General features: G+C 58.4%; 23 protein-coding genes and 1 pseudogene. 6 read left to right on the top strand and 18 right to left on the bottom strand.

Annotated features, from left to right (window positions below; all coding sequences use genetic code 11):
- Positions 1–33: 33 nt before the first annotated feature.
- The 9 genes from lpxK to ACQZ51_RS02730 form a co-directional block, all read right to left on the bottom strand.
- Complete coding sequence (lpxK, locus tag ACQZ51_RS02770) at positions 34–1,065, bottom strand: tetraacyldisaccharide 4'-kinase (protein ID WP_448775030.1); 1,032 nt, start codon at positions 1,063–1,065, stop codon at positions 34–36.
- 93 nt (positions 1,066–1,158) lie between these two features.
- Positions 1,159–1,899 (bottom strand): HAD family hydrolase, encoded by a 741-nt coding sequence (locus ACQZ51_RS02765; RefSeq protein WP_448775029.1) that lies wholly within the window; start codon positions 1,897–1,899, stop codon positions 1,159–1,161.
- A gap of 2 nt (positions 1,900–1,901) precedes the next feature.
- Positions 1,902–3,218, bottom strand: a complete 1,317-nt coding sequence (gene waaA / locus ACQZ51_RS02760; RefSeq protein WP_448775027.1) for a lipid IV(A) 3-deoxy-D-manno-octulosonic acid transferase — start codon at positions 3,216–3,218, stop codon at positions 1,902–1,904.
- Positions 3,219–3,528: 310 nt separating this feature from the next.
- A complete protein-coding gene (locus tag ACQZ51_RS02755; protein ID WP_448775026.1) occupies positions 3,529–3,765 on the bottom strand; it encodes a DUF4170 domain-containing protein in 237 nt (78 codons plus the stop codon).
- Positions 3,766–3,833: 68 nt separating this feature from the next.
- The gene (locus ACQZ51_RS02750) at positions 3,834–4,637 is read right to left on the bottom strand and encodes a 3'(2'),5'-bisphosphate nucleotidase CysQ (protein ID WP_448775024.1); all 804 of its coding nucleotides are present in this window, start codon (positions 4,635–4,637) and stop codon (positions 3,834–3,836) included.
- A 96-nt stretch (positions 4,638–4,733) separates the two neighbouring features.
- Positions 4,734–6,080 carry a TldD/PmbA family protein gene (locus ACQZ51_RS02745; protein ID WP_448775022.1) on the bottom strand — a complete coding sequence of 449 codons (1,347 nt, stop codon included), beginning with the start codon at positions 6,078–6,080 and terminating at the stop codon, positions 4,734–4,736.
- A 90-nt stretch (positions 6,081–6,170) separates the two neighbouring features.
- A complete protein-coding gene (locus ACQZ51_RS02740) occupies positions 6,171–7,001 on the bottom strand; it encodes a patatin-like phospholipase family protein (protein ID WP_448775744.1) in 831 nt (276 codons plus the stop codon).
- Positions 7,002–7,181: 180 nt separating this feature from the next.
- Positions 7,182–7,751, bottom strand: coding sequence for a 16S rRNA (guanine(966)-N(2))-methyltransferase RsmD (gene rsmD, locus ACQZ51_RS02735; RefSeq protein WP_448775020.1), 570 nt, complete (start codon positions 7,749–7,751; stop codon positions 7,182–7,184).
- Positions 7,732–9,816, bottom strand: coding sequence for a pseudouridine synthase (locus ACQZ51_RS02730; protein WP_448775018.1), 2,085 nt, complete (start codon positions 9,814–9,816; stop codon positions 7,732–7,734). Before ACQZ51_RS02730 ends, rsmD begins: the two co-directional genes overlap by 20 nt.
- 72 nt (positions 9,817–9,888) lie before the next feature.
- Between ACQZ51_RS02730 and ACQZ51_RS02725 the strand changes: the two genes are divergently transcribed.
- The gene (locus tag ACQZ51_RS02725) at positions 9,889–10,344 is read left to right on the top strand and encodes a nucleoside deaminase (protein WP_448775016.1); all 456 of its coding nucleotides are present in this window, start codon (positions 9,889–9,891) and stop codon (positions 10,342–10,344) included.
- Between the two features lie 124 nt (positions 10,345–10,468).
- Here ACQZ51_RS02725 and ACQZ51_RS02720 read toward each other — a convergent pair whose 3' ends face one another.
- From ACQZ51_RS02720 to chrA, 5 genes are all read right to left on the bottom strand, one after another.
- The gene (locus ACQZ51_RS02720) at positions 10,469–11,095 is read right to left on the bottom strand and encodes a hypothetical protein (protein WP_448775015.1); all 627 of its coding nucleotides are present in this window, start codon (positions 11,093–11,095) and stop codon (positions 10,469–10,471) included.
- Positions 11,096–11,322: 227 nt separating this feature from the next.
- The gene (gene ileS, locus ACQZ51_RS02715) at positions 11,323–14,223 is read right to left on the bottom strand and encodes an isoleucine--tRNA ligase (protein WP_448775013.1); all 2,901 of its coding nucleotides are present in this window, start codon (positions 14,221–14,223) and stop codon (positions 11,323–11,325) included.
- A gap of 256 nt (positions 14,224–14,479) precedes the next feature.
- On the bottom strand, positions 14,480–15,460 hold the full coding sequence (locus tag ACQZ51_RS02710) for a bifunctional riboflavin kinase/FAD synthetase (protein WP_448775011.1): 981 nt from the start codon (positions 15,458–15,460) through the stop codon (positions 14,480–14,482).
- 14 nt (positions 15,461–15,474) lie between these two features.
- The gene (locus ACQZ51_RS02705) at positions 15,475–16,323 is read right to left on the bottom strand and encodes a TIGR01459 family HAD-type hydrolase (RefSeq protein WP_448775010.1); all 849 of its coding nucleotides are present in this window, start codon (positions 16,321–16,323) and stop codon (positions 15,475–15,477) included.
- A 90-nt stretch (positions 16,324–16,413) separates the two neighbouring features.
- The gene (chrA, locus tag ACQZ51_RS02700; protein ID WP_448775008.1) at positions 16,414–17,742 is read right to left on the bottom strand and encodes a chromate efflux transporter; all 1,329 of its coding nucleotides are present in this window, start codon (positions 17,740–17,742) and stop codon (positions 16,414–16,416) included.
- A 170-nt stretch (positions 17,743–17,912) separates the two neighbouring features.
- Between chrA and groES the strand changes: the two genes are divergently transcribed.
- The 3 genes from groES (at position 17,913) to ACQZ51_RS02685 (ending at position 20,552) form a co-directional block, all read left to right on the top strand.
- Entirely contained in the window at positions 17,913–18,209 is a 297-nt protein-coding gene (groES, locus tag ACQZ51_RS02695) for a co-chaperone GroES (protein WP_042618090.1), read from the top strand.
- Between the two features lie 63 nt (positions 18,210–18,272).
- Positions 18,273–19,907 (top strand): chaperonin GroEL, encoded by a 1,635-nt coding sequence (gene groL, locus ACQZ51_RS02690; RefSeq protein WP_192063478.1) that lies wholly within the window; start codon positions 18,273–18,275, stop codon positions 19,905–19,907.
- A gap of 198 nt (positions 19,908–20,105) precedes the next feature.
- Positions 20,106–20,552 (top strand): DoxX family protein, encoded by a 447-nt coding sequence (locus ACQZ51_RS02685; protein WP_448775006.1) that lies wholly within the window; start codon positions 20,106–20,108, stop codon positions 20,550–20,552.
- 51 nt (positions 20,553–20,603) lie between these two features.
- Here the strand turns inward: ACQZ51_RS02685 and ACQZ51_RS02680 are convergent, their stop codons facing one another.
- Genes ACQZ51_RS02680 through hisS form a run of 4 tightly spaced genes read right to left on the bottom strand, consistent with a single transcriptional unit; the run spans position 20,604 to position 24,406 of the window.
- Complete coding sequence (locus ACQZ51_RS02680; RefSeq protein WP_448775004.1) at positions 20,604–21,017, bottom strand: GFA family protein; 414 nt, start codon at positions 21,015–21,017, stop codon at positions 20,604–20,606.
- A gap of 57 nt (positions 21,018–21,074) precedes the next feature.
- Positions 21,075–21,770 (bottom strand): ATP phosphoribosyltransferase, encoded by a 696-nt coding sequence (gene hisG, locus ACQZ51_RS02675; RefSeq protein ID WP_448775003.1) that lies wholly within the window; start codon positions 21,768–21,770, stop codon positions 21,075–21,077.
- Positions 21,767–22,888, bottom strand: a complete 1,122-nt coding sequence (locus ACQZ51_RS02670; protein ID WP_448775001.1) for an ATP phosphoribosyltransferase regulatory subunit — start codon at positions 22,886–22,888, stop codon at positions 21,767–21,769. Before ACQZ51_RS02670 ends, hisG begins: the two co-directional genes overlap by 4 nt.
- Before the next feature lie 3 nt (positions 22,889–22,891).
- Positions 22,892–24,406 carry a histidine--tRNA ligase gene (gene hisS, locus ACQZ51_RS02665; protein ID WP_448774999.1) on the bottom strand — a complete coding sequence of 505 codons (1,515 nt, stop codon included), beginning with the start codon at positions 24,404–24,406 and terminating at the stop codon, positions 22,892–22,894.
- Positions 24,407–24,561: 155 nt separating this feature from the next.
- Between hisS and relB the strand changes: the two genes are divergently transcribed.
- Together relB and ACQZ51_RS02655 are read left to right on the top strand one after the other, a co-directional pair.
- Positions 24,562–24,795: a type II toxin-antitoxin system RelB family antitoxin gene (gene relB / locus ACQZ51_RS02660; RefSeq protein ID WP_062586601.1), complete on the top strand. Its 234-nt coding sequence runs from the start codon at positions 24,562–24,564 to the stop codon at positions 24,793–24,795.
- Positions 24,779–25,050: pseudogene (locus ACQZ51_RS02655) on the top strand (type II toxin-antitoxin system RelE family toxin). Before relB ends, ACQZ51_RS02655 begins: the two are co-directional and overlap by 17 nt.
- Position 25,051 lies beyond the last annotated feature (1 nt).

Here is a 25,051-nt window from a genome sequence, read left to right as displayed (position 1 = left end):
AGGCCACGATATTCGCCTTGCGCCTTTGCACCCTCAAGCCTCTCGCAGCTTTCTGTTACGGCAATTCTCTAGAGCAGTGTCGATGATACCACGCGCCACAGCAGGGTCATCGAAGACAATATCGATATCGATGACCAGCGTTTGGCTCAGCAGGTTGGCCGCGCTGCCATGATGGCCTTTCAATCGCACGGCATCCTTGGCGGTGGTGACCAGCGCCACGCCAAGCCTGTCCGCCTCGGCCATGAGATCGCTGATTTCCTCGTCGCTGAAATGATGATGGTCGGGGAAAGATCGCCTCGCGACGATGTCTCCACCGAGCTCTTCGACGGTGCGAAAGAATTTGGCAGGATCAGCGATGCCCGCATAGGCAAGCACCTTGGTGCCCGCAAAGTTGGGCTGGGGCCGTGGCCGAATGGAGGAAACGAAGACCGGCTTTCCAGCACGGGCAGCCGTTCGAACGATGGCCTCTGCCGCTTGTCCGTTGCCAACTTTCAAGAGCCCGGTCAGCTGACGCATCTGCTCATCCAGCGGCGCGCGCACGGGACCGCCGGGAACGAAATGGCCGTTGCCGATACCGCGCTGCGTATCGATGACGACGAGCGCGTAATCGAGCGTCAAACGGGCACTTTGGAAACCGTCATCCATGATGATGAGATCGACGCCTTCTTCGACCAGACGCCGCGCACCCTCCACCCGCTTTCGGGAAATGACGGTTGTTGCCTCACGCGCCAGCAACAGGGGCTCATCACCCACATCTTGGGAACGGTGGTGGTCGACCTCAACCAACGTCGTCACATCCAGCGTGCCGCCATAACCACGGCTGAGGAAACCCGGCTTCAAGCCCATGTCCAGCGCGGCCCGGGCGATGGCGATGGCAGTGGGGGTCTTGCCTGCACCGCCGACCGTGAAATTGCCGATGCAGATGACCGGGACAGGAACGGAGGCCCGCTTTGCCGTCCGCATGCGCTTTCCGGCCACCTTGCCGTATACGAACGAGAAGGGTGACAGCGCCCAAGCCTGCCAACCGGATTTTTCCCACCAGAATGGCGGCGCTTCCGAAACCATGCGTTCCCAAACTCCCGCGTTTGCCTTGGTAGAAGCAGCTATCTGCCAGAAAGGTGAGGAATTTGCAAAGAGGGCGGCTTTCAGATTGGCCAGTCAGCTCGTCGCTACGGATGGGAGAAGCGTTTCAAGGCTCGTAATATCGTCAAAACAATAGTCGCAATCTGCCGAGAGGCTTTCCCTCGAGCCGGTGCCAGTGAGCACGGCGATGCAGAGGCCCGCACCTGCGTTTCTTCCCATATGAAGGTCGTGATTGTTGTCACCCACCACAGCCACGCAGTCCGGGGGCACACCGACTGCCTTGCAGAAACCCAGCACCATGCCCGGCTGTGGCTTGGTGCCATGGCCACTGTCATAACCCGCGACAAAATCCAGATCGGCTTCGAAACCGAAACGACGGGCAAGTCCACGGATCGATGCTTCATTGTCGCTCGAGGCGATGCCGAGCCTGTAACCACAGGCCTTCAGCCGCGCAAAGAACGCCTTGAGATCGGTGACGGCAACGGATTTTTCAGCTGCCTGCGTGAAAAGCTGATCAAGGCGCTTTGTGAGGTCCGAAAGGTCGCAGGGAGACCCTGCTGCCACAAGCCCTTGCGCAATCTGCACCGTATTGCCGGCGGCCAACAGGCTATCGGGTGTGACATGGCCGGATACCGGGTCCATGCCGCAGGCCAGAAGCAGCCGATCCGCCAGCGTTGCATCGCCATTTGCGGCAATCGCCGCAAGCTCGCGATTGACCGGACCCCAGCTGGCATCATAGCCGATGAGTGTTCCATCCTTGTCAAACAGGATTGCCCTGATGGATGCGGGGGACTTTCGAGTAGCGTCCGTCGGCATGATCAACCAGCCGCACTGCGTGGCTGGAGTTTTGCGGTAACGGTCAAGGGATTGATATAAGGTTCCAAGGCTTTGACCGTCAGCGAAAGCGCTCCGCGCATATCCTCTATGACCTTGCCACCCGCATCGATCATCTTGTAGCGCTCATTGTCGTTGACCAGCAGATAATGCACGGCTTTCGCCAGCATTTCCACGTCCCGGATGATGCGGCCGCCGCCTGAACGGAGAAGCTTCTGATAGGCATCTCGGAAATTTTGCACATGCGCACCTGACAGCACGGCGCAATCCAGCATGGCTGGCTCCAGCGGGTTCTGCCCGCCCTCTGCCGTCAGCGAACGACCGACAAAGGCAAGTTCGGTCAGACGGAGATAAAGCCCCATCTCACCAATGCTATCGCCCAGAAAAATATCTGTTTGCGGCGTGATCACATCGCCCCGGCTTCTGCGGGCGACAGTCAGGTTCATGCCTTTCAGCATCGTCTCGATCTCATCGGCGCGTTCGGGATGGCGCGGTACGATGATGGTCAGCTGGTCATTGCGAGACTTGATGGCCGCGTGCACGGTGGCTGCGGCCTTCTCCTCGCCATCGAATGTCGAGATGGCAGCCCATGTCTTGCGCGTGCCGATCTGGCGTCGGTAGGTTTCAAGAAGCGCTGGATCATGCGGCGGCGGGTCGGTGTCACCCTTGAGATTGCCAGACACAAGGACAGGCCACGAACCCAGATCGCGAAACCGCTCCGCATCCACATCGGACTGCGCCACAACCAGAGCCAGCTTGCTGAACAGCGCCTCGGCCAGATCCGGCCGGTTGTGCCAGCGTCCGAAAGAGCGATCGGACAGGCGGGCATTGACGCGGATTTGCGGGATGTGACGACGCTCGAGCTCCATCATCGTGACAGGCCAGATTTCGGATTCGGCAGTGATGGCCGCATCCGGTGTCCAGTAGGTCAGGAAACGGTTGATCGAGATTTTGATATCCAGCGGAACATACTGGTGGATGACATCATCGCCCAGCCGCGCCTTGCTGACCTCAGCCGAGGTCACGGTGCCGGTTGTCAGCAAAACATGGATGTCGCGTTTGCGAATTTCACGGATGAGGGGAATGAGTGCCAGCGTTTCACCGACGCTTGCGGCGTGAAACCAGACGAGCGGGCCACGGGGGCGATCTGCGCTTGGAAAGCCGAAGCGCTCCATGCGGCGGCGCTTGTCTTCCTTGCCCTTGGCTGCACGATACATGAGGTAAGGTCGGGCGAAAGGATAGGCGGCGACGCCAGCAATTCTGTAACCCGAAAGGGCGAAGCGTGCGATACGGCTGTTCATGACATGCTGCCTTCGATCATTCGCGCAATGCTTTCCCCTATGATCCCTGCCAGAGTGTAGAGCCAAATAGACCGGGCCGCTCACAATCGCCCTGTCTTTCTGGCTACACATCGGAACGACCCGAAAACGCGCATGCGCTTCTCGCCCGACGCCTGAAGGCTATCTCATATAAAAATGCGACTTTTTTGTTTCAGAGCAGATATTGCCTGCGGAAATATGCCGCTACCCCAGATGTTGTGCGTGCCCTAAGGGGACTCGCACAATTTTTCCCTGCATCTGGTATAATACAAAGCAAGTCGGAAAACAGTGGTTATTTGCTGTCAGGCTCCAGCAAACGGTGCATATGCACTATAAAATAACGCATATGAGCGTTGTCCACAGTCTGTTGAGCTTTTGACTTCCACGCGGTTAGCGCCGATGCATAGTCTGGAAAGATACCAACGATATCCAGGGCCTTCAGATCACGAAACTGTACATCCTGAAGATTTTCGAGTTCGCCGCCGAATACAAGGTGAAGAAGCTGTTTCTGGTCGCCCGCTACAGTCATTTTTTCTCTTCTTTCTAATCGTCCATTTGTCCCAAGAGTGTTTCATCTGCGGGATTTTGGCGGAAAAATCAACCTCTGTCAGACAGGTTGAGCGGCCCCAGCAAGGCTGGAAGAACATGGTTGGCCGCTGCGCACAGTTGCGGGTGCGTCACCTGGCGCCTGTTGTAGATCAGGGTATTGCCATCAATATCCACAAGGCTGCCACCTGCCTGCTGCAAAATGAGATCGGCTGCCGCGAGATCCCAGTCATGGGAATGGGGCTTGACCAACGTACCATCGATGCGCCCATCCGATACCATGGCCAGACGGTAAGCGAGCGATGGAACATGGGGAATACGGTGGACCCTCGCTTTGACGGCAGGGTCGAGGCGGGCAATCACATCTTCCGGTGCCGCCAAATGAATCTGCTCACCGCCAGCAGAGGTGACAGAGAGCGGCTGTCCGTTTTTGAGCGCAGGACCAACCGTGAGTGCGCTGAACTCTTCATCAAAGGCTGGCGCGACAAGCGTCGCCGCAACAGGCCTGCCGCGATGAACGACGGCAACGCTCACGCACCAAGTGTCCTTGCCGCCAATAAAGGCGCGTGTGCCGTCAATGGGATCCACGACGAACACCGTCTCTTTCGACAGCCGATCCTCGTCATCATCCGTCTCTTCCGAAAGCCAGCCATAATCAGGCCGGGCCTTGCGAAGCACGGTTTCCAAAATCTCGTTGGCAGCATAATCGGCAGCGCTGACGGGTGAATGGCCCTGTTTCCACCAGACCTCAGGGTCTTTGCGGAAAAACGTCATGGCTACGCTGCCAGCCTGTCTTGCGGCATCTACAATGAGGTCAAGGTCGGAGCGCCAGTCTGCTCCTGTTGCGTCGTTCATATGCTCGTCGTTCGTTGCGGGCCCAGAGGGTGGGACTATTTCCATGCCCGAACATGCGCATGACACGGGCCTCATTGCAACCGCTGTCAGGGTAAATCAGCGTCCCGCTATCGTCATGCCTTCGATGGCAAGCGTCGGCGCGACCACGCCGTACTTGCGGTCAATGTCATCTGCGGGGGTTATCCGCATGAACATGTCCTTGAGGTTCGAGGCGATTGTAACCTCAGAAACAGGAAACGCTTTTTCACCATTCTCAATCCAGAACCCGCTTGCGCCGCAGCTATATTCACCCGTCAGCAGGTTGGCGCCATGGCCGATGAGTTCGGTGACGTAGAAGCCTGTGCCAACATGGGCAATCAGGTCTTTCGGCGAAATATCCCCCGGCTCCAACATCAGATTGGTCGAGGCGGGAGACACGAGATTGCCCCCGCGAACGCCACGGCCATTGGTCTCAAGCCCCAACTCGCGCGCCGTGGATGTCGACAGGAACCAGTTTTTCAACACGCCATCTTCAATCATGACCAGCTTTTCACCGCGCACGCCCTCTCCATCGAAGGGGCGGGAGGATGGTCCGCGCACGATCTGCGGATCATCGGTGAGAACAAGGCCTTTCTTCAGCACCTGCTGTCCCATCTTGTCCCGCAGGAAGCTGGTTTTGCGGGCAACGGATGCGCCGTTGATGGCACCGGCAATGCTGCCGACGAAGCCGCGTGAAATGCGCGGATCAAACACCACGGTTACGTTGCTGCCAGTATCGACCTGACGGGGATTGGTGCGTGCCACAGCCTTTTCGCCAGCACGGCGGCCAATATCCTGGGGGGCATCGAGATCGGTGAAGTAAAGACGGCTGTCATACTCGTAATCGCGCTCCATCTTCGTGCCTTCACCGGCAATGACGCTGACGGAACGGCCAAAGCGGCTGCCCATATAGCTGCCGGAAAAACCATGCGAGGTGACAAGCACCAGCCCGCCCATGCCGCTGGATGCGCCAGCACCAGAGGAATTGCTGACACCTGCGACACCAAGCGCTGCTTCTTCAGCGGCAATGGCTGCATCTCGAAGCGAGTCTGTAGAAACCTCTGTGGCGTCGAAGAGTTCGAGATCGTCATAGGAGCCAGCAAGACGCGATTTGTCAGCGAGGCAGGCAAAGGGGTCTCCCGGGGAGACCTTTGCCATGGCCACGGCGCGTTCGGCCAAGGTCTTCAAATCAAAACCGGGATTGGCCGAGACACTGGCCACACGCTTGCCGACGAAGACGCGCAGGGAAAAGTCGTCGCTTTCTGACGATTCAGTGCTTTCCACCTTGCCCAGACGCACGCCCACGGATTGCGACCGGGAGCGGATGATGACGGCATCCGCCTCATCTGCGCCCGCACGCCGGGCCAGTTCGACCAGTTCGCTTGCACGGTCTAGAAGCTTGGAAGAATCGATTTCTGAGGACATGAGGTGGGCCTTTCGTTGACCTTCATTTATTGCGCCACACCTGCCGCATCAAGGCCAAAGCGGAACTTCACCTGCATTTGAGTGGCCTGGTTACGATTCAACGCCATGACCGCGATGATAAAGCTCCACCTGCATCTCGATCTGCCGTTTCAGCTCGTCCTTGGTGACTTCGGATTCAGCCAGCACTTCATGCGCCTTTCTGAAATCCAGCACGCGGAAACGGTTGACCGGTGGCCGCAGGAAAATATGCGGTGGGTGCAAACGCAGTTTCAGCGAAATGGCAGATTGCATCATCAACTGGCTGGCACCGAACAGGCTTTCAAAGCGGCTCGGCATTGTCGTCCCATCGCCTTCCGGCCCGCCGACGACATCCACACCGATGACGATATCGGCTTTGTCCAGCAGATGATCATAGGGAACAGGATTGAAGATCCCTCCATCGATCATGATCCGGTCATTCATGCGAATGGGCATGAACAGCGCGGGAATGGCGGATGATGCCGCCAGCGCCTGATGCAAACTGCCGGTTTCGACGATGACTTCACACTGCGCGTAATAGTCAGTCGCCGTGACTTTCAGCGGAATCTGGAGACCTTCGAATGTCTTGGGCAGCGCTGATGGCAGCAGAGCGTCGAGAATAAGTTCGAGATTGAACTGGCCGAAGCGAAAGCCGAACGCGCTGTGGCGCATGGCAGCGGGACCAAGGCTCCACAGCTTGTTGGCCACGCTTCCCTTTTTGCCCATAAGCTCAAGCGTATAATCACGGATATCACGGCCACGCATTCCAGCCGCCATGCCAGCACCAATGATGGAGCCTATGGAAGACCCAGCAATGGCTGTGGGGCGAATGCCGAGTTCATCCAGCGCCTCAACGATATTGATGTGGCAGATGCCACGTGCACCGCCGCCGCCCAATGCCAGCGCAAATGTTGGATCGCGTGTTTCTCTGGCTAATTCTTCGCGCTTGCGCTTCTTACCAGAGAGTTTCTTTTTCTTTGCAGCCACGGGTGCGGGCTCTCCTTCACGTCACTTCGCTTCCCGCTCTATGACACAAAGACGACAGGAGAGTGACGCGCACGGCAACGGTGCGCGTCATCCTGATCAATTCCGTGGTTGTGGCTCGTAACGGTAAAAATGCATCTTCGAGTCGCCGAAGACGCGGCTTTCGAGAAGCTTGAAGGCGGGATCGACAGTCACCAGCACATCGGCTCGCTCTTCGAGAATGGCGAGCGCCCCTGGCACCAGCCACCCACCCACATGGGCGGCCTCAAGTGCCTTTTCCCCTTGGCCAAGACCATAGGGTGGATCTGCAAAGATCATATCGAAGGGCTCGATATTATTGACACTGCCAAGCTTGGTAGCATCGCGCCGAAGGATGCGCGCACGGCCATGCAGGCCAAGCGCATCGATATTTTCCCACAGAAGGCCCCTGCCCTCGATACCGTTTTCCACAAAAAGCGCCACCCGGCAACCGCGTGACAGGGCTTCAAGCCCCACCGCGCCGGTGCCCGCAAACACATCGAGTATCCGCGTGCCATCCAGACTTTCCGGATAGGCGTGGCTCAATATGTTGAAGAGGCTTTCACGAGTACGGTCGATTGTGGGTCTGATTGTATTGGATTTCGGAGCGGCAAGAGTCCTGCCGCGAAACTCACCGCCTACGATCCGCATTACGCGTCATTCCCCTGCCACCAGAAGGTTTTCCACCGGGGCCTCGGCCACCGGAACCATTACCCGGACCCTTGTTGTCTGGGCCCCTACTATCTGGGCCTTTGCCACCGGGACCCTTGCCCGAATAGCCACCCTCGGAACGCTCGCCACGCGGCTTGCCGAATGAGGGCTTGCCAGCAAAGCCACCCGGCTTGCCGCCAGAAGGTCTGCCTTCGCGAGGCTTGTCGCCGAACGGCTTTGCACCGCGCGGTTTGTCACCGAATGGACGCTCGCCACGTGGACGGTCTGCACCGTCGCGAGGCTTGCGGTCGCTGAAGGGTCGTTCGCTGCGCTCGCCGCTACGGGCCGGGCGATCACCAAATGATGGACGCGCTGGCCGGTCACCACGGTCTGGACGATCTCCGAAAGACCGTTCACCGCGTGGGCGCTCAGCGCGGTCTCCGGCATCGCGGGGCTTGCGGTCGCCATAGGGGCGGTCACTGCGCTCGCCACCACGGGCCGGACGATCGCCAAAGGATGGGCGGGCGGGCCGGTCACCACGATCTGGACGATCCCCGAAGGACCGTTCGACACGGGGGCGGTCGCTGCGTTCGCCAGCATCACGGGGCTTGCGGTCGCCATAGGGACGATCACTGCGCTCGCCACCACGGGCTGGACGGTCACCAAATGGCTTGCCGCCGCGATCACCACGGTCGCCTTTACCACGTCCACGGCTCTCATCCTGCGCAGGCTTGTCAGCGCGGATCCAGTCACCCTCGGAATCCTTGTGCTTTACGATACCCCGGCGAGACTCTTCCTCAGCCGACGGTCTCTTGAAAGCGGTATCAGCCTCTTCACGGTAGGATTTGCGTTCCTTGCCGTCACGGGTTGGCTTGGCGCCCGGTGCCATCCACACATTGGCTGTGCGGTTGCTGCCCATGGGTGGGCGCTTGGGGCGGTCTTCCTGTCCCTCTTCACGACCCTTGCCGAATGGCTTGGCACCGCGTTTGGCATCAGGGCGACCCTGAGCGCGCTCGCGGGGTGCGGCCTCGCGTTTATCGTCAAAGCCCCGCTTATCGTCGAAACGTGGTGTGCGGGGGTTCTGCTCGGCAGGACCGCGCTTCGACCATTCTGACTTTACAGGACGCTGCGGTGCGGCTTCTTCATCCTCGGAAACTGCATCATAGATCGGCGCATCAAAATTGGCACCGGCTGCCTCGATGAGGCGCGGACCCAACTGGTCACGCAGCATGCGGCCACGCACTTCAACAACCTGGCCTTCCGGCAGATCGCCAAGCTGGAAAGGACCGTAGGAAATGCGGATCAGGCGGTTAACCTCGAGACCAAGCGCGCCAAGGACGTTCTTGATTTCCCGGTTCTTGCCTTCGCGCAGACCCATGGTGATCCAGACGTTGCGGCCCTGGGTACGATCAAGCGTTGCTTCGATGGAGCCGTAGAGCACACCATCAACGGCGATGCCTTCTTTCAGCTTGTCCAGCGCTGCCTGATCAACTTCGCCATGGGCGCGCACGCGGTAGCGGCGCAGCCAGCCGGTTGTCGGCAGTTCGAGCACGCGCGACAGACCGCCATCATTGGTCAGCAGCAACAGCCCTTCGGTGTTGATATCAAGACGACCGATGGACAGGACGCGGGGCAGTTCCTTCGGCAGATTGTCGAAAACGGTCGCACGTCCTTCCGGATCGGAATTCGTCGTCACCAGACCTGAAGGCTTGTGGTACAGCCAGAGCCGCGTGCGCTCGGCACCACGGATCGGCTCGCCATCGACCTCGATCTTGTCATCGAGAGTGGCGTTGATCGCGGGGCTTTCCAGCTTGACGCCGTTCAGCGAAACGCGACCTTCCATGATCATGCGTTCCACATCGCGGCGCGATGCCACGCCTGCGCGCGCCATGATCTTGGAAATACGCTCGGGTTTTGCCGCCGCAGTTTCGGCCACGGCAGGCTCCGTTCTTGCCACAAACGGCTTCTTTTCGCGTGCAGCATCGGGGCCACCGGAAGATTTTGGCTTCCTGTCCCGGTCGAATGTCTTACCGCCACCGCGCGTCGGCTTGTCTTTGAATGTCATTTGTTGTTTGCCTGTTGTTTGCCGTGTCCTATCAGGTCACGCGGCATCGGTTAAGAGGAAATTGCACGGACAATGGCGGAAACGACGCATTTCATGGACCAGGCGCTTGATGAAGCGCAAGAAGCGGCCCTGCGAAACGAGGTGCCCATCGGTGCAGTGCTTGTGCTGGAGGGCCGCGTGGTAGCCCGGTCCGGCAACCGAACACGGGAACTGAACGACGTTACGGCCCATGCCGAGATCGCAGTGATCCGCATGGCGTGCGAAGAATTGGGCCAGGAACGGTTGGTGGGAGCCGACCTCTATGTCACGCTGGAGCCCTGCACCATGTGCGCTGCGGCAATATCCTTTGCCCGCATCCGCAGGCTTTATTACGGCGCGAATGATCCCAAGGGCGGAGCGGTCGAGAGCGGCGTTCGCTTCTTTAACCAGCCCACCTGCCACCATGCGCCTGAGGTCTATTCGGGAATGGCGGAGGTCGACAGCGCGGAGATTTTGCGGGGGTTCTTTCAGGGCAAACGCGGCGAGTGAGGACTTGCGACGCGCTGATAAGACGTCACAGCAGGGCTTGCCCCAAGGATTTGCCAAGTTGAATTTTGGGGTTCGTTAGATCCTCGGGTCAAGCCCGAGGATGACGTTTCTGCCCCACTCACCCTTACTGGAACGGGTTCCACCAGCTCTTGCCAGTGCCAGCCATGGCGGCATTTTTCTTGCGTTCTTTTTCTTTTTTGGCTTCCGGCGTACCGAGATCTGCGAGTTGGTCCTGCGGAACGCTGCGATATTCGAGCGGCGGGTCTGTGAGGAACTTGCGCTGGTTGCTGTTGACGATCGTGCCACCCTGCGCATCGGCCTTGGCCTTGCGGAAGGCTTCCCACTTCTGTGTCTCGGTCATCTGGCCGTTGGTGCCATTACCGGCCAGCAATGGCGATCGGTATCTTGGATTGTCGCGGTTGGCGTCCGCTTCTTCACGCAGGCGCTCACGCGCTTCTTCAGGTGTTTCCGGCCATTGCGGGTTGGTCTCGCGATTGGCAAGGTTTTGCTGCGGCTGAGCCAACTGTCCGGCACGGGCCTGCGCAGGCACGACGAGGCCGGGACGCGGATTGTATTTCAGGTTGCGCTTGTCCTGATCTCCGGTGATGGAGGTAGCATTGCCAAGGTCATCGACCAACTGCTCGGCGGATGTCTTGCCCGTCCCATAGGTCGGGCTGGTGCAGGCGCTCAGTGCGAGGCTGACAGATACCGCGCCAAGAATGGTGCCGTAGATGCGAAATCTCTGCGTCATGCTCATCGAAACCCTTCCGCCCCCAGCGCGCCGTTCGCCCTCACGGGCGCTCACAAAGCGCTCTTATATTAATTACAGGCATTGCGCATTCCAAAAATCGTTTCCAATTTTCGGCCTGATGCTGTCGCCGTACACAGACCGGCAGCCCGCAGTGCTGCAAAAATCCGGCCAATTTCAGGCAGGTTTACCGGATGAACGCCCAAAGTGCAATTCACCCGGTACTTTTCTTAAACGGCAACGCCTAGCTCACGCAGGGCTGCGGCGTCACGGGCCGAGACATCCGGGAAGGCAGGATCGGAGCCGACATCGGTGGTGATGCGCCACGAACGCGCACATTTCTGACCTTCGGCAAGCTTCTGCTCGACGGACACGTTCTGGACTTCGCCCAGACGGAACGCATCTGAAGGACCTTCGCCCGACACAACCGAGATGGCCGAGGTGATGCAGATTTCCGCGAAATCCTGGCCTTCAAGGGCGGCCAGCAGTTCAGCTTCCGCAACATGCACCACAGGAGCAGCTTCCAGCGAGGAGCCGATGCGCTTTTCACGGCGCTCGACTTCCAGTGCACCGGTTACCACCGTGCGCACCTTGCGGATCTTATCCCACTTGGCTTCCAGCGCCTCGTTTTTCCATTCCGCCGGAACGTCGGGGAACTGGACGAGGTGCACGGATTCCGCATCTGGGTAGCGTGACAGCCATGCTTCTTCAGTTGTGAAGGGCAGCATGGGGGCAAGCCAAGTGACAAGGCAATCGAACAACTTTGATATGACCGAGAGCGATGCACGACGCTTGAGCGACGATGGAGCGTCGCAATAAAGCGTGTCCTTGCGGATATCGAAATAGAACGCCGAAAGCTCGACATTGGCAAAATCGATCAGCGCACGGGTGATCTTCTTGAAATCGAACGCGTCGTAACCTTCGCGCACGACCTGATCCAGCTCGGACAGGCGGTGCAGCACCAGCTTTTCCAGCTCCGGCAGGTCGGCATAGGCAACCTCTTCACCCGTGTCATGCGCCAGCGTACCCAGCATCCAGCGGATGGTGTTGCGCAGCTTGCGATAGGCATCGATATTGGTCTGGATGATGGCCTTGCCCAGACGCTGGTCATCCCAATAATCCGTGGTCATGACCCAGAGGCGCAGAATATCCGCACCCGATTCCTTCATGACATCCTGTGGTGCCACGACATTGCCGAGAGACTTGGACTGCTTGCGGCCCTGCTCGTCCATGGTGAAACCATGGGTGACAACGGCCTTGTAAGGCGCACGTCCACGCGTCGCGCAGCTTTCCAGCAGCGACGAGTGGAACCAGCCGCGATGCTGGTCGGAGCCTTCCAGATAGACATCGGCAGGCCATTTCAGATCAGGCCGATCTTCCAGCGTGAAAGTGTGCGTGCAGCCGCTATCGAACCAGACGTCGAGGATGTCGCGGACCTGTACCCAAGGTTCGCCTGCGCGCTCGCCCAGGAAACGCTCGCGCGCACCTTCGGCAAACCATGCATCCGCGCCTTCAACCTCAAACGCCTCAAGGATGCGGGCATTGACGGCATCATCGATCAGCACTTCGCCATGTTCATCGGCAAAGACAGCGATGGGAACGCCCCAGGCGCGCTGGCGCGACAGCACCCAGTCCGGGCGGTTCTCGATCATGGCGCGCAAACGGTTCTGGCCACCGGCTGGCACGAAACGGGTATCGTCAATGGCAGATAGCGAACGTGAGCGCAGCGTGGTGCCATCGCCCAGTTCCTTGTCCATATAGACGAACCATTGCGGCGTGTTGCGGAAGATGACCGGCTTCTTGGAGCGCCAGCTATGCGGATAGCTGTGCTTCAGACGGCCACGGGCAAACAGGTTGTTGGCGCCGATCAGCGCCTTGATGACGCGCTCATTGGCATCACCCTTCTTGCCGTTATCGTCCATGACGCGGGCAGCACCACCTTCAGCCGATGGGCCGAAGCCGGGCGCGTCTTCAGTGTAGAAGCCGTCATCGCCAACCGGGAACGGGATCTTCGACGAGACGCCACGCGCTTCGATGTCGCGAGCCTTGGATGTCCAAGCGTCAAAGTCTTCACGACCGTGGCTTGGTGCGGTGTGCACGAAGCCCGTACCGGCATCATCGGTGACGTGATCGCCATCGAGAAGCGGGACCGCGAAGTCATAGCCGAGGTGAGCCAAAGGATGGGCGCAAGTGATCGCACCGAGTTCTTCCGCCGTGACGGAGCGAACCAGCTTGAATGTCAGCTTCGCCTTCTTGGCGGCTTCGTCAGCCAGCTTCGTTGCGAAGATCAGCTTTTCGCCCGGCTGTGGACCGAAATCGTTCTCAGCCGTTTCGACTTCGAACAGACCGTAAGGGAAGCGCGACGAGAAGGAGATGGCGCGGTTGCCGGGGATGGTCCACGGGGTTGTGGTCCAGATGACGACAGTGTTGCCCTTCAGGTCAGCCGCACCTTCCACCACCGGGAACTTCACCCAGATCATGTCGCTCTCGACATCCGCATACTCGACCTCGGCCTCAGCCAGAGCCGTGCGCTCGACAACCGACCACATGACCGGCTTAGAGCCGCGATAGAGCTGGCCGCTCTTGGCGATCTTCAGCAACTCGCCAGCGATGCGCGCTTCCGCATGGAAGTTCATGGTCGTGTAGGGATTTTCGAAATCGCCTTCGATGCCCAGACGCTTGAATTCAGCCGATTGCTTCTCGATCCAGCCAGCGGCGAATTCGCGGCATTCCTGACGGAATTCGTTGATCGGAACTTCGTCCTTGTTCTTGCCCCTGGCGCGGTAGGCTTCCTCGATCTTCCACTCGATGGGAAGGCCGTGGCAATCCCAGCCGGGAACGTAGTTGCTGTCAAAGCCACGCATCTGGAACGAGCGGGTGATGACGTCTTTGAGGATCTTGTTCAGCGCGTGGCCGATGTGGATGTTGCCGTTGGCATAGGGAGGGCCATCATGCAGCACGAATTTTTCGCGGCCAGCGGCGGAAGCGCGCAGCTTTTTGTAAAGACCCATCTGCTGCCAGCGGGCAACCGTTTCAGGCTCTTTCTGCGGCAGGCCAGCGCGCATCGGAAAATCCGTCTGCGGCAGGTAAAGGGTTTTGGAATAGTCTAATGTCTGTGCGGTGTCGTTCATGATCATACCGTTATGCGGCGGCCCCAGAATGAGAGGAAATGCGGGGTCGCGCCGTCTTGAGTGCAAAAAGGGCAAAGGCGGAAGGCGCTTTTGGCAAGCGCCGAAATCCCGGACCTTTCGGCTGCTTATTGCGCACGAAAGGCCGGGCCAATAATTCGGGATATGAACGTCAACCGAAATTGGTGCATAGGGGTCTGCTTATGTGTTTTTGCAGCGTTTGAAAAGGGAATAGATGCCGCACAAAGGCCTATCGCGCTCAAAAAGCGATCAGAGCATCTAGTTCGCCCAGAGGTTTCACGCCTGATAGCAGCGCCCTCGCCTCTTCCTCGTCGCGTTTGATCTGCGCCACCAGCGCCTCCAGCCCGTCAAATTTCAGCTCATCCCGCAGATTTCCGAAGAAGGACACGGAACAGACTTCGCCATAGAGATCGCCTGAGAAATCAAACAGGAAGGTTTCCAGAAGGGCTGCGCCATCTTCCGTTACGGTTGGGCGATAGCCGAAGCTTGCGACGCCATCATGCAGCGTGCCATCGGGCCTGCGAAAGCGCACGGCATAGATACCGGGCTTCAGTTCGGTTTCCGGCGGCAGTGCCATGTTGGCGGTGGGGTAGCCCAGCGTGCGACCAAGCTTCTGCCCGCCAATGACTTCCGCCTCGACGGTGTAACGATAACCCAGAAGACCGGCAGCCGCGACAACATCGCCTTGGCCCAGCAATTCCCGGATACGGCTGGAGGAAACGACTTCGGCACTTTCATCGCGAAAGGCATCGACCAGCGTCACATCGAAACCGTAGCGGTGACCGGCCTCCATAAGGAATGCGGGGCCGCCTTCGCGGCCCTTGCCGAAATGGAAATCGAAGCCGGTGACGACAGCGCTTGCGCCCAGCCAGTCAACCAGAACCGACTTCACAAAATCCTCAGCTGAGCGTTGCGCAAACTCCCGGTCGAAGGGATATTCTATGACCGACTGAAACCCTTCGGCAGCCAGCAACCGGGCTCTAGCCGGGCCGGGTGTCAGGCGAAAAACCGGTTTATCCGGACGAAAGACCGTCCTCGGGTGGGGCTCGAATGTCAGCGCCAGCACCGGAATGCCGCGCGCGCGCGCTAGTTCCAGCGCACGGTCCAGCACGGCTCGGTGGCCGCGATGAACACCGTCAAAATTTCCAATAGCAACAACGCCGCCCTTCAGATTATCCGGAAGCGGTTCTTTCTGCTCATTGCGATGAAATACGGTCATAGGCGCATCTGCTTTCAGGCCAGGCGTGGCATCCACCAGCCGGGAGCGGCGTTCTGGCTTTCCAGATAGGCATTCATCAGGGCCTCATCCGTTTCGCCATTCAACATATATTCCGCAGCGTGAATTCCCCCGCTGATATAGAGAAGCTGGAGCCCGGCAGAGATCGCACCCTTCACGTCTGTCGGCATGCCATCGCCAATGGCCAGCACACGCGACTTGGAAAACTCGCCGCGCACCTCTTTTGCCGCTGCAAGACACGCTTCATAGATCGGCGAGTGGGGCTTGCCCGCAATGCGCACTTCGCCGCCAAGCTGTTCGTAATAGGCCGCCATCGCGCCTGCGCAGGGAACGATACGCTCGCCACGCTCCACCACCAGATCAGGGTTTGCGCAGATCATCGGCACGGATCGGGCGATGAAGCCCTTCAACATATCGGTGTAGTCTTCCGGCGTTTCGGTTTCGTCATCGAAAAAGCCGGTGCAGACAACGGCTGTTGCCTCTGCTTCCGGCACGACCTCAACGGCGAGACCGTCCATCAGCGGCATGTCGCGCTCCGGCCCCAGAAGGAAGACCTTGTTCGGGCCTTCGGCAATCAGTTTGCGGGTAACATCACCAGAAGTGACGATGCGGTCATAGACGTTGTCAGAGATGCCAAAGGCCCGCAATTGAGCTATAACGCCAGGTCCCGGGCGGGGCGAATTGGTGATGAGCACCACGGTCTTGCCCGCCTTGCGCGCCGCTTCCAATGCAATCGCCGCATCGGCAAAAACGGTGACGCCATTGTGCAATACACCCCACACATCAGACAGAACAACGTCAAAGTCCGGGGTAATGTCGCCAAGCGTGGCAATGCGATGGGCCATGTAAAAGATTCCAAGCGTTCCGTGAATTCACGCTGTGACATTGCAAAGCGGGATGGCGAAGGCAAGCAAAAAAGCATTTTTGCATGTGGATCACATCAGCCAGAGTCTCAGAAAACCCGCTGCAATACACATGGCCAGAACCGGCACCATGCCCAGCTTCAGCCGGAAAAGCATGAAGGAGGATACGATAAAGAGGCCGAGAAGCATGGGATCGAGCGTCGCAGGGACGGGCCATGAAAAGCCGAAATTGATGGCGGGCACCAGCGCCACGCGCTCCACCTGACCAAACAGCACATGCAGACCAAACCAGACGGACAGGTTGAGAATGACACCGACGACGGCCGCCGTAATGGCTGAAAGCGCTGACGACAGGAAGCGGTTGTGGCGCAGCTTTTCCATATAGGGCGCGCCTGCGAATATGAACATGAAGCTCGGCACGAAGGTGGCCCAAGCGGCGATGCTGGCGCCCAGAATGCCCGCTGTTAGCGGATCGAACCAGCCAGGCTGGCGAAAGGCCGCAAGAAAACCGACATAGGACAGAACCAGCACCAGCGGCCCGGGGGTCGCCTCAGCCAATGCCAAGCCATCCAGCATTTCGCCCGCCAGCATCCAGCCCTTCGTTTCCACAGCCACCTGCGCGACATAGGCCAGCACCGCATAGGCCCCGCCGAAGGTGACTACCGCCATTTTGGAAAAGAATATCTGCAAATCAACAAGGGTGCCGGGGCCGGAGGTGATCCATAAAAGCAGCAGCGGCAATTGCCATATGACAAGACCGATCAAAAGCCCACGCAGCAGTTTTTGCCATGACGGATTGGCCGCGCTGTCATCGTCCACACCCACCACCGGCAGCGCATCTCCTCGGGCTTTGAGAAAACCAATGAGCCCGGCGGCAAGAATGACGAGCGGGAACGGAATGGAAAAGAAGAACAGGGCAACAAATGCCGCCGCCGCAATGGCAACCTGAAAGCGGCTGGTCAACGCCCTCCGCGCCACCCGCAGCAATGCCTCAAGCACGATGGCCAGCACACCTGCTTTCAGGCCCGATAGAAGTGCGGGCAGCCAATGCGTATCCTGATAAAGCGCATAGGCCGATGCCAGCGCGACGATGACCAGAAAGCCCGGCAGAATGAAGAGCAGACCGGCGACAATGCCGCCGCGCCTGCCATGCAGCAGCCAACCGGAATAGGTGGCCAGTTGCTGCGCTTCCGGACCCGGCAACAGCATGCAGTAATTCAGTGCATGCAGGAACCGTTCTTCACTCAGCCAACCCTTCTCGTCCACCAGCACGCGGTGCATCAGGCCGATCTGTCCGGCGGGTCCGCCGAAACTCAAAAGGCCGATGCGCGCAAAGGCGGCAGTCATCTCTAGAAAGGAAGGGCGGGCGGGTGCGATATCGCTGCGTAAAAATTCTGTCATGCGCTGGTAGTAACCATTTTACATGAAAATTTTCCGACAGGCCGTCCTTGACTCGGCAACATGGGCTGCTTATCTCCGTGTTGCTGGCACTCTACACTAGGGAGTGCTAACAATCATCACGCGGACCTGTTGTTAGGTCCGCTCAGGTCATTTGATCGAGGGATTAGACAATGACAAGCACCAATTTCCGTCCGCTGCATGACCGCGTCGTCGTTCGTCGCGTTGAGTCTGAAGCAAAGACCAAGGGCGGCATTATCATTCCTGATACCGCCAAGGAAAAGCCACAGGAAGGCGAAATCGTTGCTGTTGGCACCGGCGCCCGCGACGAAAGCGGCAAGCTCGTACCTTTGGACGTCAAGGCTGGCGATCGCGTTCTGTTCGGCAAGTGGTCCGGCACCGAAGTCAAGCTCAACGGCGAAGACCTTCTGATCATGAAGGAATCCGACATCATGGGCGTTATCGGCTGATCAGCCGGTTCTTCTCACTTTTCCATGACAACCAATGGGCAATGAGCCCGGGAGTTTTCTACAATGGCAGCTAAAGAAATTAAATTCGGCCGCACAGCGCGCGAAAAGATGCTCAAGGGCGTCGACATTCTCGCAGACGCAGTGAAGGTAACGCTTGGTCCTAAGGGCCGTAACGTCATCATCGACAAGTCTTTCGGCGCACCACGCATCACCAAGGACGGCGTTTCTGTCGCCAAGGAAATCGAACTTGAAGACAAGTTCGAGAACATGGGCGCACAGATGGTCCGCGAAGTTGCTTCGAAGACCAACGACATCGCTGGTGACGGCACCACGACTGCGACCGTTCTTGCACAGGCCATCGTTCGCGAAGGCAACAAGGCTGTTGCAGCCGGCATGAACCCAATGGACCTGAAGCGCGGTATCGATCTCGCTGTTTCCGAAGTTGTGAAGGATCTCCAGGCCAAGGCCAAGAAGATCTCCACATCTGAAGAAGTTGCACAGGTCGGCACGATCTCTGCAAACGGCGACACGCAGGTTGGCAAAGACATTGCTGAAGCCATGCAGCGCGTTGGCAACGAAGGTGTTATCACCGTCGAAGAAGCCAAGACTGCCGAGACCGAACTTGAAGTCGTTGAAGGCATGCAGTTCGACCGCGGCTACCTGTCGCCTTACTTCGTCACCAACCCTGAAAAGATGGTTGCTGACCTGGAAGACGCTTACATCCTGCTGCACGAAAAGAAGCTTTCGAACCTTCAGGCCATGCTGCCTGTTCTCGAAGCTGTCGTTCAGACTGGCAAGCCACTCGTCATCATCGCTGAAGACGTTGAAGGCGAAGCTCTTGCTACGCTCGTCGTCAACAAGCTGCGTGGCGGCCTGAAGATTGCTGCTGTCAAGGCTCCTGGCTTCGGCGATCGCCGCAAGGCAATGCTCGAAGACATCGCGATCCTGACCGGCGGTACCGTTATCTCCGAAGATATCGGCATCAAGCTTGAAAACGTCACGCTCGACATGCTCGGCAAGGCGAAGAAAGTTTCGATCACCAAGGAAAACACAACGATCGTTGACGGTTCGGGCCAGAAGTCCGACATCGAAGGCCGCGTTGCGCAGATCAAGGCTCAGATCGAAGAAACTTCTTCCGATTACGACCGCGAAAAGCTGCAGGAACGTCTTGCCAAGCTCGCTGGCGGTGTTGCCGTTATCCGCGTTGGCGGCTCCACGGAAATCGAAGTCAAGGAACGCAAGGACCGCATCGATGACGCTCTGAACGCGACACGCGCTGCTGTTCAGGAAGGCATCGTCCCAGGCGGCGGTACTGCTCTTCTGCGCTCTTCCACGAAGATCACCGTTAAGGGTGCAAACGACGACCAGGAAGCTGGCATCAACATCGTTCGCCGCGCTCTTCAGTCGCTGGTTCGCCAGATTGCTGAAAACGCTGGTGACGAAGCTTCCATCGTTGTTGGCAAGATCCTCGACAAGAACGAAGAGAACTACGGCTACAACGCCCAGACCTCTGAATATGGCGACATGATTGCCATGGGTATCGTTGACCCTGTCAAGGTTGTTCGCACAGCTCTGCAGAACGCAGCTTCGGTTGCTTCCCTGCTGATCACGACAGAAGCAATGATTGCTGAACTTCCTAAGAAGGAATCGGCAATGCCACAGATGCCAGGCGGCGGAATGGGCGGTATGGACTTCTAAGAAGTCTGACCCTTCGGAATACGGAAAGGCGGTCCTCACGGGCCGCCTTTTTTCGTTTGTGGCTTGCGCACGCTCTCGGTCCATTGTCTTCAAATAGTGAACAATTAGTCTCCAGTTGTTCATCTATTCGGTAGCGACAATTTGGCGCATATGGTGGGCATACATTCCTGCCACCCGGCACCATTTTTGGAGACTTTCATGTCCAATACCCAGAACGCACTCGTGCTTGTCGCACGCATTCTTCTTTCCTTCATTTTCATCTATGCAGGCTTCAGCAAGCTGACTGATCCTGCCAGCGCCGTAGGCATGATTTCTGGCGCAGGTCTGCCCGCTGCAACGGCGTTGGCCTATCTCGCAGCTGCTTTTGAGCTTCTCGCAGGCCTCGCCATTCTGGTTGGTTTCCAGACGAAGGCCGCCGCATGGGCGCTTGCTGTATTCTGCGTATTCACCGGTCTCGTTTTCCACAGCGGTACAGTTGCCGTTCCCGGCTGGCCTGATGCGGCTCTCGGCTGGATCAACACACTCAACGGCATCATGCTGATGAAGAACATCACACTGGCTGGCGCTTACATCCTGCTCGCAGCATTCGGTGCTGGCGCCTATTCTCTGGATGCTCGCCGTGGCGTAGCGGTTGCACACGCCTGATTGAATCAGGTGTAAATCAAAAGGCCGCTGGAGCGATCCAGCGGCCTTTTTTTATTCCGCACGATCCTTCTCATAGGCTGGCAGACCGTCAATATCGGATAACCAACCCACGGCGGAGCGGGTCCATATCTGACCTTTGGGAACCAGAGCATCGCGCTCATTGATGCTGCCCCACCGAACTCCCCAGATTTCGGCGTCATCGCCCTCGCCGCTGGTAAAGAGCGGTGATCCGCATTGCGGACAGAAATGCTGGTTTCGTGGAAGACCATTCTCGGCGATTTTGCGGTACACGCTCGGCTTGTTGTCGCCAATCTTGAGGCAAGACCGCTCTACCGACAGCGTGACGCGAAAGGGAGAGCCGGTCAGGCGCTGGCAATCCGTGCAGTGGCAAATGCCGACGTGAGACGGGTCAGCATCCGCTTCAAACCGGATATGACCGCACTGGCACTGACCTGTAATCTGCATGATAACGCTCCAAATTAAAGCGCATCATCATAAAGCAATCACTTACGAAGCCAAGGTTCAAAGCGCAGATTGGACGCGCGCGATAATATCCGCAACGACAGCATCGCCCTCATGCTCGGCTTTACGTGCCCGCACGAAGCAAGCCTCCGAGCGCAGGATAATACCGTCGGTGAGAATTTTCAGATGGTTCGCCTTCAGCGTCGAGCCCGTCGAGGTGATATCGACGATGATATCCGCCTGCCCTGCCGCCGGTGCACCTTCTGTCGCGCCCAGGCTTTCCACGATGCGGTAAAGCTGGATGCCGTGCTGGCGGGAGAAGAACTGCTGCGTCAGCCGCCAGTATTTGGTGGCGATGGCAAGGCGGCGGCCATGGCGGGCGCGGAATTCCGAGGCGACGTCGCCCAGATCGGCCATGCTGTCCACATCAAGCCAGATCTCTGGCACGGCGACGACAACATCGGCATGGCCGAAGCCGAGGCGGCCGCAAAATTCCACACGCTTTTCAACGTCGCTCAAATCTTCGCGCACGAGGTCTTCGCCGGTCACGCCGAAATCCACCGTGCCGCTGCCAATCTCGCGGGCGATTTCCGATGCTGAGAGATAGGCGATCTCGATATCATCCCGCCCTTCGACGCGGCCGCGATAGGAGCGGTCATTGCCGATGGCGACGATTTTCAAGCCCGCGCGTTCCAGAATGGCCGAGGAATCGTCCTTCATGCGGCCCTTGGAGGGCAATGCGATGGTGATGGTCATGGTCTGGCCCTCACGGCTTCGATACGGTCCAGCCAGAGCGAGAAGCCGACCGCTGGAATTTTGTCTTTTGCGCCGAGAAGCGTCATCAACCGGTCAAACCGGCCACCACCCGCCAGCACGGCTGTTTCGCCCCTCACGCTCACCTCAAACACAAGGCCGGTATAGTAATCGAGCGGACGACCGAAGGCGGCGCCATAGGTGATCGTATCCAGATCGATGCCGCCATTGGCAAGTGCTGCGACACGCGCATCAAAGGCGGAAAGAGCGGCTTCCAGCTTCAGCTTCGCCTTATCGGCAAACTCGGACAAGGTCTTGGATGCCTGCGAGAGCGGTGCCTGAAGGCTCAGGAACTGCTTCAATAGCTCGAAACTCTCATCCGGCAGGCGCGTGGCGGCCAACGCCAGCTTTTCGCGCAGACGGCGGGCGATTTCCTGCGGCGCACGGCTGGCATTGGTGGAATAGCCGGTGTCCTGCATGACGGTGTCGATGTAATCCACCAGCACCTTTTCATCGCCTGTGGCCAGAAGACCGGCAACACGGGCATCAAGCCCCGTCATCGGCTTGGGGCTGACGAGGCTTTCCAGCAAGGCCTGGAGCTGCGCGGTATCACCAAAGGCTTGAACCAGCCGCTTCTGCCAACCAGTGGGCAGGCCGAGAGCGGCAATGACGGCCTCGAACACCTGCTGATCGCCCAGCGTGACGACAAGCGAGCGCCCCGGCAAAAGCCGCCTCAAAATGGCTGCGGCATCGTTGATCGTGCGGGCGTCGGCGGATGCGATATCCTTGTCGCCCAGATCCTCGATACCGGCCTGATAAAACTCGTTGGCACCATCACGCCGCTGGCGGAAGACTTCACCAAGATAGGAGTAACGCTTGGGCGTTCCGGTTGCGGTTTCAATGTGGCGCAGGCAGACAGGAATGGTAAATTCCGGGCGCAGGCACAGGCTCTCACCCGTTTCGCTCTCCGTCATGAAAATTCGGCGGCGCAGGTCTTCCCCGGCCATATCGAGAAATGGCTCCGCCGGCTGGATGACAGGCGTGTTCACCCGCGCCGTCTTGCGGGCTGCGAATTCATCGAGAAGCTCTGCGGAAAAATCCGGCATGTCGATCATCGGCATGGTTCAGCCCGCCCGAAGCCGGTCTTCGGCCTGAGCCGCCAGCATGTCCTTCACCTTGGCAACCAGTTCCGTTTCCGGCACCGTTTCCTGTGCCACGCGGGCCTCGCGCCAAGCGGCGTTGTCCTCGATCTCGCCCGACAGGCGCTTGCCCTCGATGAGGTCCTTGATCTGCACTATACCCGCCGCACGCTCATCACTGCCCTGAATAATGGCCAGCGGTGCGTCCATGCGGTCGGCATATTTCAGCTGGTTGCCGAATTTCTTCCAGTTGCCCTGATACATTTCGGCACGAATGCCTTCATTGCGCAGCGCCTGCGTGAAGCGCTGGTAACGGCCAAGGCTTTCCACATCGCCATCCATGACGGTGACGAGAACGGGGGCCAGCGGCTTCGTCTGACCCAGCTTGCCCAGGTTCTTCAGCGCCGTCATCAGGCGCGAAACGCCGATGGAAAAGCCCGTTGCCGGAACAGGTTGACCCATGAAGCGCGACACCAGACCATCGTAACGACCACCGCCACCGACAGAACCGAAAACGACCTTTTCGCCCTTCTCGTTGGTCACGTCGAAGGTCAGTTCGGCTTCGTAAACAGGGCCGGTATAGTATTCGAGGCCGCGGACGACGGAGGGGTCTATCTTGATGCGGTCCGCATCATAACCAGCACCGGAAACCAGAGCGCCGATAACGTTCAGCTCTTCAACGCCTTCTGTGCCCTTGGATGTTCCAGCAACGAGGTTGGCCAGGTCCTCAGCGCTTGCCGCGTAGTCTTTGATACCGACAAAGAACAGAACCTTTTCGATCTGCGCTTCATCCAAGCCCGCGCCCTTGGTGAAATCACCGGACTCATCCTTACGACCGGGACCCAGCAGCAACTTCACGCCCTCAACACCGAACTTGTCGAGCTTATCGATCGCCCGCAGCACGTTCAGACGACGGCCTGCATTTTCCTCACCGCCAAGTCCAATGGCTTCCATCACGCCATCCAGAACCTTGCGGTTGTTCACGCGGATCACGTAATCGCCGCGCTTGATGCCCAAAGCTTCCAGCGTGTCGGCCATCATCATGCACATTTCGGCATCGGCCTGAACGCCGAAGGCACCGATCGTATCGGCATCAAACTGCATGAACTGGCGGAAGCGGCCGGGGCCGGGCTTTTCGTTGCGGAAAACGTAGCCAGCGCGGTAGGTACGGAACGGCAGCTGTATCTCGTTGAAGTTTTCTGCGACATGGCGGGCAAGCGGCGCTGTGAGATCGTAGCGCAGACTCATCCACTGATCGTCATCATCGGTCAGCGAGAACACGCCTTCATTGGGGCGGTCGCTATCGGGCAAGAACTTGCCAAGCGCATCCGTATATTCAAACAGAGGCGTTTCGATGGGATCGAAGCCGTAGAGTTCATAGACCCCACGAATTTTCTCGATCATCTCGTTGGTGGCATGGATATCGGCAGCCGAGCGATCCGTGAAGCCGCGCGGCAGGCGGGCTTTCAGTTTCTGAGGCTTTTTTGCTTTTTCGCTCATGATGCCGGTCCAATTGTCTCTTGAAATCAAGCCGGTCTATTAGAGGATGAAGCCCTGTGCGGCAAGGGCGCGGCGGCGCAGTTTTACTGGCGCAGGCACGGAAATCATGCTAGATGGGATACACGCATCCCACTCTGCCGCCGGGAGGAGAGACCATGAGCAAACAAACCGCCATCCGACTGCCCGATGAAACCTATGAGCGCCTCAAGGCTCTATCCGAGCGCACGGGCCGCACATCCGCCTATTATATCCGCGAGGCCATTGAAAAGCATATCGAGGATATGGAGGATTTGTATCTGGCGGAAGAGGCGACGCGGCGGCGGCTTGAGGATAACGAACGCACCTACACTCTTGAAGAAGTGAAGCGCCGCCTTGGCCTGGACAATTGAGTTTCAGGAAAAGCCCCTCAAGCAGCTTGAAAAGCTTGGGAAACCCAATGCAACGCGCATCATTTCCTACCTGACAGACCGTCTTGCAATGGATGAAAATCCACGGCGGACCGGCCAAGCCCTGCAAGGCTCCGAACTCGGCAATTACTGGCGTTACCGAACCGGTGACTACCGCATTCTCTGCGACATCCAGGATAACAATCTGGTCGTTCTCGTCATTGAAATCGGCCACCTGCCCAAGAAATCTATCGCTGAA

Source organism: Agrobacterium sp. CG674, from assembly GCF_053521645.1.
Note: the sequence above shows the minus strand (reverse complement) of the source record. Positions and strands in the feature narration are given on the sequence as shown.